This is a genomic window from Pseudonocardia kongjuensis (genome assembly GCF_039526905.1).
Taxonomy (GTDB): Bacteria; Actinomycetota; Actinomycetes; order Mycobacteriales; family Pseudonocardiaceae; genus Pseudonocardia; species Pseudonocardia kongjuensis.
Genome location: NZ_BAAAJK010000060.1, coordinates 1 through 13,389, shown reverse-complemented (window position 1 = coordinate 13,389; position 13,389 = coordinate 1). Strand labels below are relative to the sequence as shown.

The 13,389-nt window shown below is 73.0% G+C and carries 14 protein-coding genes; 6 read left to right on the top strand and 8 right to left on the bottom strand.

Going from position 1 to position 13,389, the window contains the following annotated elements; all coding sequences use genetic code 11:
* Positions 1-91: 91 nt before the first annotated feature.
* The 4 genes from ABD160_RS32265 to ABD160_RS32250 are packed head-to-tail and all read left to right on the top strand — an operon-like array spanning position 92 to position 4,508.
* Entirely contained in the window at positions 92-1,504 is a 1,413-nt protein-coding gene (locus ABD160_RS32265) for an ABC transporter substrate-binding protein (RefSeq protein WP_344030221.1), read from the top strand.
* On the top strand, positions 1,501-2,472 hold the full coding sequence (locus ABD160_RS32260; RefSeq protein WP_425563701.1) for a carbohydrate ABC transporter permease: 972 nt from the start codon (positions 1,501-1,503) through the stop codon (positions 2,470-2,472). Before ABD160_RS32265 ends, ABD160_RS32260 begins: the two co-directional genes overlap by 4 nt.
* A complete protein-coding gene (locus ABD160_RS32255) occupies positions 2,472-3,353 on the top strand; it encodes a carbohydrate ABC transporter permease (protein WP_344030219.1) in 882 nt (293 codons plus the stop codon). The genes ABD160_RS32260 and ABD160_RS32255 overlap by 1 nt, the downstream gene beginning before the upstream one ends.
* Positions 3,354-3,383: 30 nt before the next feature.
* The gene (locus ABD160_RS32250; protein ID WP_344030216.1) at positions 3,384-4,508 is read left to right on the top strand and encodes an ABC transporter ATP-binding protein; all 1,125 of its coding nucleotides are present in this window, start codon (positions 3,384-3,386) and stop codon (positions 4,506-4,508) included.
* A gap of 43 nt (positions 4,509-4,551) precedes the next feature.
* Here ABD160_RS32250 and ABD160_RS32245 read toward each other — a convergent pair whose 3' ends face one another.
* From ABD160_RS32245 to ABD160_RS32235, 3 genes are all read right to left on the bottom strand, one after another.
* Positions 4,552-5,175 (bottom strand): DUF1345 domain-containing protein, encoded by a 624-nt coding sequence (locus tag ABD160_RS32245; protein WP_344030213.1) that lies wholly within the window; start codon positions 5,173-5,175, stop codon positions 4,552-4,554.
* 67 nt (positions 5,176-5,242) lie between these two features.
* Positions 5,243-6,355, bottom strand: coding sequence for a dual-specificity RNA methyltransferase RlmN (gene rlmN, locus ABD160_RS32240; RefSeq protein ID WP_344030210.1), 1,113 nt, complete (start codon positions 6,353-6,355; stop codon positions 5,243-5,245).
* 32 nt (positions 6,356-6,387) lie between these two features.
* A complete protein-coding gene (locus tag ABD160_RS32235; protein WP_344030207.1) occupies positions 6,388-6,966 on the bottom strand; it encodes a hypothetical protein in 579 nt (192 codons plus the stop codon).
* A 188-nt stretch (positions 6,967-7,154) separates the two neighbouring features.
* Between ABD160_RS32235 and ABD160_RS32230 the strand changes: the two genes are divergently transcribed.
* A complete protein-coding gene (locus ABD160_RS32230; protein WP_344030204.1) occupies positions 7,155-7,640 on the top strand; it encodes a Rieske (2Fe-2S) protein in 486 nt (161 codons plus the stop codon).
* Between the two features lie 18 nt (positions 7,641-7,658).
* On the opposite strand, the gene ABD160_RS32225 is transcribed toward ABD160_RS32230, so the two are convergent.
* The 5 genes from ABD160_RS32225 to rpsB form a co-directional block, all read right to left on the bottom strand.
* Positions 7,659-8,420: a class I SAM-dependent methyltransferase gene (locus ABD160_RS32225; RefSeq protein WP_344030201.1), complete on the bottom strand. Its 762-nt coding sequence runs from the start codon at positions 8,418-8,420 to the stop codon at positions 7,659-7,661.
* Positions 8,417-9,352, bottom strand: a complete 936-nt coding sequence (locus ABD160_RS32220; RefSeq protein WP_344030198.1) for a phosphatidate cytidylyltransferase — start codon at positions 9,350-9,352, stop codon at positions 8,417-8,419. The genes ABD160_RS32225 and ABD160_RS32220 overlap by 4 nt, the downstream gene beginning before the upstream one ends.
* Positions 9,353-9,358: 6 nt before the next feature.
* Positions 9,359-9,916, bottom strand: coding sequence for a ribosome recycling factor (gene frr / locus ABD160_RS32215; RefSeq protein ID WP_344030195.1), 558 nt, complete (start codon positions 9,914-9,916; stop codon positions 9,359-9,361).
* A 103-nt stretch (positions 9,917-10,019) separates the two neighbouring features.
* Positions 10,020-10,835, bottom strand: coding sequence for a translation elongation factor Ts (tsf, locus tag ABD160_RS32210; protein ID WP_344030193.1), 816 nt, complete (start codon positions 10,833-10,835; stop codon positions 10,020-10,022).
* A 108-nt stretch (positions 10,836-10,943) separates the two neighbouring features.
* Positions 10,944-11,828, bottom strand: a complete 885-nt coding sequence (rpsB, locus tag ABD160_RS32205; protein ID WP_344030190.1) for a 30S ribosomal protein S2 — start codon at positions 11,826-11,828, stop codon at positions 10,944-10,946.
* 1,075 nt (positions 11,829-12,903) lie between these two features.
* Here rpsB and ABD160_RS32200 point away from each other — a divergent pair.
* Entirely contained in the window at positions 12,904-13,299 is a 396-nt protein-coding gene (locus ABD160_RS32200) for a M23 family metallopeptidase (RefSeq protein WP_344030187.1), read from the top strand.
* The last annotated feature ends 90 nt before the right edge of the window (positions 13,300-13,389 follow it).

Sequence of the window (13,389 nt, the reverse complement as noted above, 5' to 3'; positions counted from 1 at the left end):
TGCAGAATCACAGTGTTTACCAGAAGATCACACCCCTCGACGACGAGGAGAGCGCCGTGAGGAACGGCCGAGCCGAACGGAACCAGTCGCCGTGACCCCCGGGACCACAACCCGCCGCCGCCGACGGCCCGCCGTCGCCGCCGCCCTGCTCGCCGCCCTCTCACTGGTCCTCTCCGCGTGCGCCGGCGCCGGTGCGCTGGGCCTGCCGGAGGGCGCCCGGGTGGTGACCATCGCGATCGTCTCCAACCCGCAGATGGAGGACGCGATCGCGCTCACCCCGCGCTTCGAGGCCGAGAACCCGGACATCCGGCTGCGCTTCGTGAGCCTGTCCGAGAACGAGGCCCGCGCGAAGATCACCGCGTCGGTCGCCACCGGCGGCGACGAGTTCGACGCCGTGATGATCTCGAACTACGAGACCCCGCAGTGGGCCGAGAACGGCTGGCTGGTCGATCTCGACCCGCTGATGGCCGACACCCCGGGCTACGACCAGGACGACTTCACCCCCAGCATCCGGGACGCGCTCTCCGGCCCCGACGGCCACATGTACTCGGTGCCGTTCTACGGCGAGTCCTCGTTCCTGATGTACCGCACGGACCTGTTCGCCGAGGCCGGGCTGACCATGCCCGAGCAGCCGACCTGGCCGCAGGTCGCCGAGTTCGCCGACCGGCTCACCGACCGGGACCAGAACCGCTCCGGGATCTGCCTGCGCGGGCTGCCCGGCTGGGGCGAGGTGATGGCCCCGCTGGACACCGTGATCAACGCCTTCGGCGGCCGCTGGTACGACGAGCAGTGGAACGCCCAGCTGACCTCGCCCGAGGTCCGCGAGGCCGTCCAGTTCTACGTCGACCTGGTGCGCGAGAACGGCATCCCCGGCTCGGCGCAGGCCGGCTTCTCCGAGTGCGGCACCCAGTTCAGCCAGGGCAACGCCGCGATGTGGTACGACGCCACCGTCGCCGCAGGCCTGGTGGAGAACCCCGAGGAGTCCCAGGTCGTCGGGAACGTCGGCTACGCCCCGGCCCCGGTCGGCGACGACGGCCGCCCGTCCGGCTGGCTGTACTCGTGGGCGCTGGCCATCCCGCAGACCACCGCGGACAAGGGGCCCGAGCAGGTCGACGCGACCTGGAAGTTCCTGTCCTGGATGACGTCGAAGCCCTATCAGCAGCTCGTCGGCGAGGAGTTCGGCTGGACCTCGGTGCCCCCGGGGGCCCGCCGGTCGACCTACGAGATCCCCGAGTACATCGAGGCGTCGGCGGCCTACGCGCCGCAGACCCAGCGGGCGATCACCGACGCCGACCAGGAGAACCCGACCCGGGACCCGGTCCCCTACACCGGCGTGCAGTTCCTCGCGATCCCGGAGTTCCAGGACCTCGGCACCCGGGTCAGCCAGCAGATCTCGGCCGCGATCGCCGGTCAGCAGACCGTCGATGAGGCCCTCGAACAGGCCCAGAACTACGCCGAGACCGTCGGCGAGAGCTATCAGGAGCAGGAGGGGGTGAACCCGTGAGCACCTCGGAGACGAGCACCCCGCGCAGCGGCACGGCCGATGTCGCCGAACCCGCGCCGTCGAAGCCCGGGCGGCCCGCGGCCGGTCCCGGCTCGCGCCGGGACGGCTGGATCCGGCGCGGGCCGCTGCTGCCCGCGCTGATCTTCACGATCGTCGTCACGCAGCTGCCGTTCCTGTTCACGATCTACTACTCGACGCAGTCCTGGAACCTGGTCAACCCGGGCAGCCAGCGGTTCGTCGGCTTCGACAACTACGTGACGGTCTTCACCGACTCGCAGTTCCGCGGCGTGGCGCTGAACTCGATCGTGCTCACGCTCGGCTCGGTGCTGATCGCGATGGTCCTCGGGCTGGCGATCGCGCTGCTGCTCAACCGGAGCTTCCCGGGGCGCGGCCTGATCCGGACGCTGATCATCACGCCGTTCCTGATCACCCCGGTGGCCGGCGCGCTGATCTGGCAGACGGTCATGTTCGACCCGACCTACGGCCTGGTGAACTTCGTCCTCGGGCCGTTCGGGGCCGGCACCACCGACTGGATCTCCAGCTACCCGCGGGCCGCGGTGATCGTCGCGCTGGTGTGGCAGTGGACGCCGTTCATGATGCTGCTGCTGCTCGCCGGGCTCGGCTCGCAGCCGCCCGAGGTGGTCGAGGCCGCCCGGATGGACGGGGCAGGCGGCTTCGCGGTGTTCCGCGAGGTCACCCTGCCGCACCTGCGCCGGTTCATCGAGCTGGGCGTCGTGCTCGGCGCGATCTACCTGGTGAACACGTTCGACACGATCTACATGATGACCCAGGGCGGCCCGGGGACGGCGAGCGCGAACCTGCCGTTCTACATCTACCAGCGCGCCTTCCTGGGCTTCGACATCGGCGAGTCGGCCGCGATGGGCGTGGTGACCGTGGTCGCGACGATCATCGTCGCCACCCTGGCCCTGCGCCTGATCTTCCGTAGCTTCTCCACCGAGGAGGCGTGATGACCGCGGTCTCCGACGACGCCCGGGACACCCGCACGACGCCGGGCGCGGGCACCCCCGCCCGGCCGACCGGCCGCGCCACCGGCACCCTGCTGACGGTGCTGGCCTGGGTCGTCGGCATCGGCTTCTTCTTCCCGGTGCTGTGGATGGTGCTCACCGCGTTCAAGCAGGAGCGCGACGCCTACACCGACCCGCCGACCCTGTTCTTCACCCCGACGCTGGACCAGTTCGCCGGGGTGTTCGGCGGCGGCGTCACCCCGTACCTGCTGAACTCGCTGTTCGCGACGCTCATGTCGACCGCGCTGGTGCTGCTGCTCGGCACGCCGGCGGCGTTCGCGCTGAGCCTGCGCCGGGTCAAGCGCACCCAGGACGTGCTGTTCTTCTTCATCTCGACGAAGATGCTGCCGATCGTCGCGGCGATCGTGCCGATCTACGTCGCGGTGAACTTCATCGGCGCGCTGGACAACATCTGGACCCTGGTCGTGCTCTACACCGCGATGAACCTGCCGATCGCGGTCTGGATGATGCGCTCGTTCTTCCTGGAGGTCCCCAAGGAGCTCCTGGAGGCCGCCAGCATGGACGGCGCCTCGCTGTGGCGGTCGCTGCGCGAGGTCGTGCTGCCGATCATCTCGCCCGGCATGGCCGCCACCGCGCTGATCTGCATGATCTTCAGCTGGAACGAGTTCTTCTTCGCGGTGAACCTGACCGCGTCCCAGGCCGCGACCGTCCCGGTCTACCTGGTCGGCTTCATCACCTCCGAGGGCCTGTACTTCGCGAGCCTGTGCGCCGCGGCCACGGTGGCCGCGCTGCCGGTCGTCATCATCGGCTGGATCGCGCAGAACAAGCTGGTGCAGGGCCTGTCCTTCGGGGCCGTCAAGTGAGCCCCCGTCCCGTTCAGAGAGGAACCCGCCGTGGCTGACGTGGTGTTCGACCAGGCGAGCCGGATCTACACCCCGGGCGCCAAGCCGGCGGTCGACCGGCTGGACCTGACCGTGGAGGACGGCGAGTTCGTCGTCCTGGTGGGGCCGTCCGGCTCCGGCAAGTCGACCGCGCTGCGGATGCTGGCCGGGCTCGAGGAGATCGACGGCGGCGCCATCCGGATCGACGGCGAGAACATGGTCGGCGTGCCGTCGAAGGACCGGGACATCGCGATGGTGTTCCAGAACTATGCGCTCTACCCGAACAAGACGGTCGGCGAGAACATGGCGTTCCCGCTGAAGATGGCCGGCCTGGACAAGGACGCGCGGGCGACGAAGGTCCGCGAGGCGGCCGAGATCCTCGGGCTCACCGACTTCCTCGACCGCAAGCCGCGGGCGCTGTCCGGTGGGCAGCGGCAGCGGGTCGCGATGGGCCGGGCGATCGTCCGCGAGCCGCGGGTCTTCCTGATGGACGAGCCGCTGTCCAACCTGGACGCCAAGATGCGGGTGTCGACGCGCACCGAGATCGCCGCGCTGCAGCGCAGGCTCGGGGTGACCACCGTCTACGTCACGCACGACCAGGTCGAGGCGATGACGATGGGTGACCGGGTCGCGCTGCTCGCGGACGGCAAGCTGCAGCAGTTCGCCACCCCGGCCGATCTCTACGACCGGCCGGACAACGCCTTCGTCGCGGGCTTCATCGGCTCGCCGTCGATGAACCTGTTCACCGTGCCCGTCACCGAGCGCGGCGTGCGGCTGGCCGGGCACGAGATCGGCCTGCCGCAGGACGTGCGGTCGACGATCGGCGCCCAGCAGCTCACCACGGTGACCCTCGGCATCCGGCCCGAGCAGTGGAGCGTCGGCTCCGACGGCGGCGAGGGCATCCCGGCCCGGGTGGACGTCGTCGAGGAGCTGGGATCGGACGCCTACCTCTACGGCACCCTCGCCGAGTCGTCCGGGGACCTGTCCGCGACCGCGTCGCTGACCGGCTCGAAGGACGACGCGGTCGTGGTCCGGACCGGCGGCCGGTCCGGGGCGCGCCGCGGGGACCGGGTGGCGCTGACGCCGTCGGTGGAGGGGCTGCACCTGTTCCACCCGGAGACCGGCGCCCGCCTGTGAGCACGCCCGCCCGGCGGCGCGAGGGGGCCGCCGGGCGGTGCCGTCACCGGTCGTTGATCACGCCGATCGCGATCGCCAGGATCGCGGCGTTGTAGAGGAACGCCAGCACGCTGTGCGCCAGCAGCCGGAACCGGACGGCCGAGCCGTTGGTCTGCACGTCGGAGACGTTGAACGAGGTGCCGACGCCGAACGAGAAGTAGGCGAAGTCGACCAGCGTCGGCCGGTCGGTGCCGGGGAAGACCAGGATCCGCTCCGGCAGCGCCGCGTAGTAGTCGCGGGCGTACCGCTCGGCGTAGCCGAAGTGCAGGATCGCCCAGGCCAGCAGCACCGCGGGCACGGCGGCGAGCTGACCGGCGAGCTCCAGGTCCGGGTCCGGGTCGCCGATCACGATCATCAGTCCGGCGGTGATGCCGGCCAGGCTGGTGATGGTGGTGAGCAGGAACCCGCTGCGCCCGCCGAGCGCGGACCGCAGCCAGCCGCCGTCGGTCCCGCCGCGGTCGCGGGCGCTGCGGACCAGCCGCCGCACCCGGATCGTCAGGTAGAGCACGGCGAGCAGGTCCCAGAGCAGCAGGATCGCCAGGTTCTCGTCGATGAACACGGCGACGCCGAGCAGCACCAGTGCGAACTCGATCACCCGGGAGGTGATCAGGGACAGCCGTGCGCTCACGGACCGTTCCTCGTCGGGTGCCGCACCGGACCAACCTAGCCCGGCGACGGCCGCCGGTCGCCGGGGATCACCCGGCCGGGTGCGAGGCGGCGAGCTGGCCGCAGGCGGCGTCGATCTCCTGGCCGCGGGTGTCCCGCACGGTGCAGGCGACGCCTGCGGCCCGCACCCGGCGCACGAACTCCTCCTCGACCGGTTTCGGCGAGGCGTCCCACTCGCTGCCCGGGGTCGGGTTGAGCGGGATCAGGTTGACGTGCACCCGGGAGGTGCCGATCCGCTGCCGGAGCAGCTTCCCGAGCAGGTCGGCGCGCCACGGCTGGTCGTTGACGTCCCGGATGAGCGCGTACTCGATCGAGACGCGGCGGCCGGTGGTGGTGGCGTAGCGGCGGGCGGCGTCGAGCACCTCGCCGACCTTCCACCGGTTGTTGACCGGCACCAGGGTGTCGCGCAGCTCGTCGTCCGGGCAGTGCAGGGAGACCGCCAGGGTGACCGGGATGCCCTCCTCGCGGAGCCGGTCGATCGCCGGGACCAGCCCGACCGTGGAGACGGTGACGCCGCGGGCGGAGATGCCGAACCCGTCCGGGGCGGGCGAGGTGATCCGGCGGACGGCGGCGACCACCCGCTTGTAGTTCGCCAGCGGCTCGCCCATGCCCATGAACACCACGTTCGACAGCCGGGTGGGCTCGTCCAGCACGCCGTCCCGGGCGTCGGCGGCGGCCCGGCGCACCTGGTCGACGATCTCGGCCGTCGACAGGTTGCGCTGCAGACCGCCCTGGCCGGTCGCGCAGAACGGGCAGGCCATCCCGCAGCCGGCCTGGCTGGAGATGCAGACGGTGGCCCGGTCCGGGTAGCGCATCAGCACCATCTCGGCGAGCACGCCGTCGTGACCGCGCCACAGCGTCTTGCGGGTGGCGCCGCCGTCGCAGGCCTGCTCGGTGAGCGGGGTGACCAGCGGCGGCAGCAGCGCACCGAGCTTGCCGCGGGCGTCGGCGTTGAGATCGGTCATCGCCTCGACGTCGGCGGTCAGCCGGCCGAAGTAGTGCCGGGACAGCTGGTCCAGGCGGAACTTCGGCACCCCGAGGTCGGCGGCGGCGGCCGCCCGTTCCGCCGGGTCGAGATCGGCGAGATGGCGGGGCGGCGTGCCGCGGCGGGGGGCGTCGAAGACGAGCGGGAGGCTGGACATGGCACCCACCAGTGTGCCAGCCCGGCGCCGGGCTACCGCAGGCCGGGGATCCGCAGGTTGTAGCGCCGTGCGAGGTCCTCCAGGATCCCGAGCCTGCGCAGCGCCGCCACCCACAGCACGATGCCGGCGCCGAGCCCGATCACCGGCTGCGACGAGCCGGTGCCCTGGCCGGTCCAGGTCAGCGCGAGGAACGCGCCGAACGCGGCGATCAGCAGCACCAGGGCGCCGGTGGCGACCAGGCTGCGCTCCTCCAGCACGGTGGACGCCTGGATGAGCAGCACCCCGACCAGCGCGGCGGACACCGCGATCGAGATCTCCCGGTAGCCGACCAGCCCCAGGATCGCGGGCAGCAGCACGAGGCCGGCGACACCGATCAGGATCAGCCGCTGCATCCGGCGCTTGCGCTCCGGGTGCAGGGTGACGGCCATCGCGGCGTTGCGCCGCCGGACGACCCACATGTAGGCGGCGAGGAACAGGCCGAGCGCGACGAGCACGGTGCCGAACCCGCTGGCCAGACCGCCGGCGCCGACCGTCCAGGCCAGCGTGCCGAGGACGATCTCCAGGCTCGGGGCCGGCACACCGAGCGAGGGCTGACGCGTGGTGTACGGCATGGGTCCACGGTAGCGAGACCGGTCGCCCGTTCGCCGCCACTCCCCCGCCGCCGGTGAGCGGTCGGGCTTGACGCCCACCCCACCGGAAATCGGACATCGTGGGACGCTGACCGCTCGGGTGGGCCCCGAACCCCGCCCGGCACACCACCACCGACGCCGGACCGGTCCGGCGCACGTCGAGGAGCACGATGACCCACCCCGAGAAGGCACGACCGGTGACCGACGACGCCCCCCGCGCGACCCGGCCCGGAGTCGGCAGGCGCACCGTGTTCGCCGGCGCCGGCGCGGCGGTCGCGATCGGCGCGGTCGCGGCCTGTGGCGGCGGCACCACGACCACCGACGACGGCGGCGGCCAGCAGCAGACCGGCGACGTCCCCGACGGCGCGCCGGGCACCGAGCTCGGCCCGGCCTCGGAGGTCCCGGTCGGCGGCGGCACCATCTACTCCGACGAGCAGATCGTGGTCACCCAGCCGACCGAGGGCGAGTTCACCGGCCTGTCCGCGGTCTGCCCGCACCAGGGCTGCGCGGTCGGCTCGGTGGCCGGCGGGGTGATCGTGTGCCCGTGCCACGACAGCCGGTTCGGCCTGGACGGTGCGGTGCTGCAGGGCCCGGCCCGGCAGCCGCTGGAGTCGCGGCCGGTGACCGTCGCCGACGGGACGATCACCCTCGCCTGAGCCCGCCCGGGCCCGGCGTCAGGGCAGGATCAGCCCGGCCGGGCCGGTCGTGGCCCGGCGCCGGGTGTGCACCCGGTAGCCGACCCGGAGGGTCAGCCCGGCGACGTCGTCGATGGCGCGGCGGGCGGTGCGCTTCGAGAACTCGATGCGCAGCACCTCCTCCAGGTCGGAGCGCTGCTCGAAGCGCCAGGTCGCGACGACCCGGCGCAGCGCGAACCCGTGCCGGGCGAAGAACCGGTCCACCGCGGGCGGGTCGTAGCGGGGCAGCTCGGCCCGCAGCCAGGTGCCGTACGGCCGGGACGTGAAGTCCAGGTCGACGACGGCGAGCACGCCGCCGGGGCGCAGCACCCGCTGCGCCTCGGCCAGGCCCGGCTCGCAGCCCGGCCCGAAGAAGTACGCGGTGCGGGCGTGCACCAGGTCGGCGGAGGCGTCCGGCAGCGGCAGCGCCTCCGCCCCGCCCTCGAGCACGGTGATCCGGTCGTCGCCGGCGCACCGGCGGCGGGCCCGCTGCACCAGCGGCGGATGCGGTTCGACGCCGGTGACGGTGGCCGCGTCGTCGGCGAACCGGGGCAGGTGGAACCCGTCACCGCAGCCGACGTCGACGACGTCCCGCCCGGCCCAGCCGCCGGTCTCCTCGCGCAGGGCGGACCAGAGGGTGCCGTCGGCGTCCTGCGCGCGGTTCTCGATCTCGTAGATCTCGGGCCAGTTCCAGATGTTCGGGCTCGGGATGGCCGGGCCCGGCCGCGGCTGCCCGCCGAAGCCGGCGTAGCTCCGGCTCACGCGACCGGGACGACGAGCCCGAGCACCGCCCAGGCGACGAACGCGGTGGGCAGCAACGAGTCCAGCCGGTCCATCAGGCCGCCGTGGCCCGGCAGCAGGGTGCCCATGTCCTTGATCCCGAGGTCGCGCTTGACCAGCGACTCCACCAGGTCGCCGAGGGTCGCGGTGGCGACCAGCAGGGCGCCGACCAGGATCCCCCAGTACCAGGGGACGCCGAAGAACAGCGCCACGCACAGCGACCCGGCGATCATGCCCGCGACCAGCGAACCGGCGAAGCCCTCCCAGGACTTCTTCGGGCTGATCGTCGGCGCCATCGGGTGCCGGCCGGCGACCACCCCGGCGGCGTACCCGCCGACGTCGGAGGCGATCACGCAGAGCAGGAAGGTCAGCACCCGGCCGACGCCCTGCGGGGCGACCGTCAGCTGGACCGCGAAGGCGACCAGCAGCGGCACGTAGACCGCGACGAACAGCGACGCCCCGATGTCCCGGACGAAGTGGGCGGCGCCCTCGCGCATCCGCCAGATCAGGCAGCCGAGGACGGTCGCGGTGAGCGCGATCGCGGCGCCGCGCACACCGAACGGCCAGGACAGCCAGACGACGGCCTGCCCACCGGCCAGCAGCACCGGCAGCGAGACCCGGATCCCGGCGCCGCGGCGCAGCGCGCCGGCCAGCTCCCAGGTGCCGATCGCGGTGACCGCGGCGAGCACGACGACGAAGCCCTCGGGCACGATCAGCAGGCTGAGCAGGATGATCGCGCCCAGCCCGACACCGACGGCGATCGCCGCGATCAGGTTGCGGCCCAGCCGGGACCGCTTGTAGCCCTTCATCCCGCGGACCAGCTGGGGCTCGCCGGCCGTGGCCGCGGCGCCCGCCGGTGCCTCACCGGGCAGGTCGGACGTCACGGGGACGGCGGCGTCGGGAGAAGGGGTCACCGGGCGTCAGACCTCGAGGAGCTCGGATTCCTTGTTCTTCACCAGCTCGTCGACCTGGGCGACGTACCGGTCGGTGAGGTTCTGCAGCTCCTTCTCGGCGCGCACGACCTCGTCCTCGCCGGCCTCGCCGTCCCGCTGGATGCGGTGCAGCTCGTCCATCGCCTTACGGCGCAGACCACGGACGACGACCCGGGCGTCCTCGCCCTTGCCGCGGGCGACCTTGACCATGTCGCGGCGGCGTTCCTCGGACAGCGCGGGGATGATCACCCGGATGATCTGTCCGTCGTTGCTGGGGTTGACGCCGAGATCGGACTCGGCGATCGCCTTCTCCATCGCCTTGAGCTGGCTGGCGTCGTAGGGCTTGATGACGGCCATCCGGGCCTCCGGGATGGAGACCGACGCGAGCTGGTTCAGCGGGGTCGCGGCGCCGTAGTAGTCGACGACGATCCGGGAGAACATGTTCGGCGTCGCCCGGCCGGTGCGTACGGACGTCAGGTCGTCCCGCGCGACGGTGACGGCCTTCTCCATCTTCTCCTCGACGTCGAAGAGGGTTTCGTCGATCACGGTTGCTTCACCCCGGCCTGTCGTACTCGCTGTTCCCACACCGATCCTCTCACCCTCCGCCCGGGCGGCGCGTACCGCACCGCCCGGGCGGGGTGAGACCGGATCAGTCCTGGCCGACCTCGAAGCGGACGAAGTCCTTGACCGTCAGGCCGGCCTCGTCGGCGACCGCCTTGACGGACTTCTTCGGGTCGAGCACGGACGCCTGCTCCAGCAGCACGATGTCCTTGAAGAAGCCGTTCACCCGGCCCTCGACGATCCGCGGCAGCACCTGCTCGGGCTTGCCCTCCTCGCGGGCGGTGGCCTCGGCGATGCGCTTCTCGTTCTCGACGAGATCGCCGGGGACCTGCTCGCGGGTGGTGTACTGCGGGCGCGCGGCGGCGACGTGCATCGCCAGGCTGCGGGCCGCCTCGTCGTCGCCGCCCTCGTAGGACAGCACGACGCCGATGCCCGGGGGCAGGTCGGTCGAACGCTTGTGCAGGTAGACGGCGGTCGGGCCGTCGACGTTCACGTAGCGCTTGAGCTCGAACTTCTCGCCGATCCGGGCGGACAGCTCCTGGACGGCCTCGCCGACGGTCTTGTCGTCGAGCTTCGCCTCGGCCAGCCCGGCCAGGTCGGCGGGCTTCTGCTCGACGGCGGCCTTCAGGATCTTCTCGGCCAGCACGATGAAGTCGTCGGACTTGGCGACGAAGTCGGTCTCGCAGTCCAGCTCGACCATGATGCCGCCCTCGGCGACGACCAGGCCGTTGGCCGTGGCGCGCTCGGCGCGCTTGCCGACGTCCTTCGCGCCCTTGATGCGCAGGAGCTCGACGGCCTTGTCGAAGTCGCCCTCGGACTCCTCCAGGGCCTTCTTGCAGTCCATCATCCCGGAGCCGGTCAGCTCCCGGAGCCGCTTGACGTCGGCGGCGGTGTAGTTCGCCATCAGGTGTCTCTCGTCCTCTGGGTCGTGACGGGAATGGGTCGCCCGGGAATCACCGGCAACGGCACCGGGGATCGGGCCCGGTGGTCACCGGGCCCGATCCCCGGACGGTCAGTTCTGGGTGCCGTTGCTGGAGGTGGCGGGCGCGGTCGCGGCGGAGGCGCCGTCGCCGCCGGTCGCGGCGGCACCGTCGCTGCCCGCGGCGGCGATGGCGGCACCGTCGGTGGCGACCTCGGTGCCGGCCAGCACGTCCTGCTCCCACTCGGCCAGCGGCTGCTCGGTGGCGGCCTCGCCCTCGCCGCGGCGGGCACCGCGGGCGACCAGGCCGTCGGCCGCCGCCTTCGCGATCACCTTGGTGAGCAGCGCGGCGGAGCGGATCGCGTCGTCGTTGCCCGGGATCGGGAAGTCGACCTCGTCCGGGTCGCAGTTGGTGTCCAGGATGGAGACGACCGGGATGTTCAGCTTCCGGGCCTCGCCGACGGCGATGTGCTCCTTCTTGGTGTCCACGATCCAGACGGCGGACGGGACCTTGGACATGTCGCGAATACCGCCGAGGGTCTTCTCGAGCTTGTCCTTCTCACGGGTCAGCGTGAGGATCTCGCGCTTGGTGCGACCCTCGAACCCGCCGGTCTGCTCCATCGCCTCGAGCTCCTTGAGGCGCTGCAGCCGCTTGTGCACGGTCTGGAAGTTGGTGAGCATGCCGCCCAGCCAGCGCTGGTTCACGTACGGCATGTTGACCCGGCCGGCCTCGTCGGCGATGGCCTCCTGGGCCTGCTTCTTGGTGCCGACGAACATGATCGTCCCGCCGTGCGCGACGGTCTCGCGCACGAACTCGTAGGCGCGGTCGATGTACGACAGCGTCTGCTGGAGGTCGATGATGTAGATGCCGTTGCGCTCGGTGAGGATGTAGCGCTTCATCTTCGGGTTCCAGCGACGGGTCTGGTGCCCGAAGTGCACGCCGCTGTCGAGCAGCTGCTTCATGGTGACGACGGCCATGGCCTGCGTTCACCTCTCTTCTCGGGCGCGGCGGACGCCGCGCGTGCGGTTCACTGCGGGACCCCCGGTGGGGTGGACCGCCCTGGCGCCCGCGGCGGGACCGGACCCGGTTCCCCGATCATCGAGACGAGCTCGACGACCGGATCCGCGGGACCGCCCGGCCTCCGCTCCCGGCGCCGTACCCTGCAGGGACACTGCAACGACGGCGACGCGGGCACGCGGGCGCGCGAAGTCACCACACAGAGCGTGGTGCGGGTACCAGTGTACGCCCGGCCCGTCCGGGCGATCGCGGCGGAGCCCGTTCGGCGCCACACGGTCCCCGCGGGGGTGTGTCCACAGGTGCGGGATCCGTCCACAGCTGCGCGGTCCGCCGGTCGCAGGGGCCGCGGTGGCCGCAGGCTCGTGGGGTGGATCCGGCACCGCTGACCTCGCGTCCTGCGCCCGGCCCGCCGGGGCGGGCCCGGGTGGGCGGGGTGTGCCGTGGGTCCGGGCCGGGTGCGGGCGGAGGGCTGCCCGGGTGGTCGCGGTCGGGGTGGCCGTGGTGGTCACGCTGGCGGCCGCGGCGGGGCCGTGGTCCGCACACGCCGGTTCGTGGTCCGCGCCGTCCGCGCACGCCGGCTCGCGGTCCGCGCACGCGGGGCCGTGGTCAGCACACGCGGGCCCGCTCCGGGATCGCGGCTCGGCGGCCCCGGCCGGACCGGTTGCGCCGGTTCCTCCGGCCGGCTCCGCCACCCCGGCTCCCCCGGCTCCCCCGGCCGGCTCCGCCACCTCGGCTCCCCCCGCTCCCCCGGCCGACTCGGCCACCTCGGCTCCCCCCGCTCCCCCGCTCGGCTCCGCCATCCCGGCTCCCCCCGCTCCCCCGGCCGGCTCCGCCATCCCGGCTTCCCCGGCTCCCCCTGATCCCGCTGCCGGCTCGGAGCTCCCTGCCGGCCCGGTTCCACGCCCCGGTCCGGCGCTCCCGGACGCTGCGGGGACGGCGGTCACCTCCGTCGCCCCGCCCGCACCGCCGCGCCCGGCGGGTGCCGGGATCCCGGCTCCCGGCGCGCGGTACGCCTGGCCACTGCATCCGCCCCCGGTGGTGACCGGGGCGTTCCGGGCTCCCACGTTCCGCTACGGGCCGGGGCACCGCGGCGCCGATCTCGCGGGCGGGCCGGGACAGGCCGTGCTCGCCGCGAGGGAGGGGACCGTCGTCTTCGCCGGGCCGGTCGCGGGGCGCGGTGTCGTGTCGGTCGACCACCCGGACGGCCTGCGCAGCACCTACGAGCCGGTGACGGCGACCGTGGCCGCGGGCACCGTCGTCGCACCGGGGGATCCGCTCGGGGTGCTGGAGGCCGGCCACCCCGGGTGCCCGGTCGCGGCCTGCCTGCACTGGGGTGTGCGACGCGACCGGCTCGACCATCTGGATCCGCTGGTGCTGCTGCGCCCGCCGCGGGTCCGGCTGCTGCCCTGGGCGGGCGCGGCGCCCGGGTGACGCGGGGGCCGGGCAGGTCAGGCGCACGGACAGGGGCCGGCGGCCCGGCGCGGCGCGGCGCGGCGCGGCGCGGCGCGGCGCGGCGCGGCG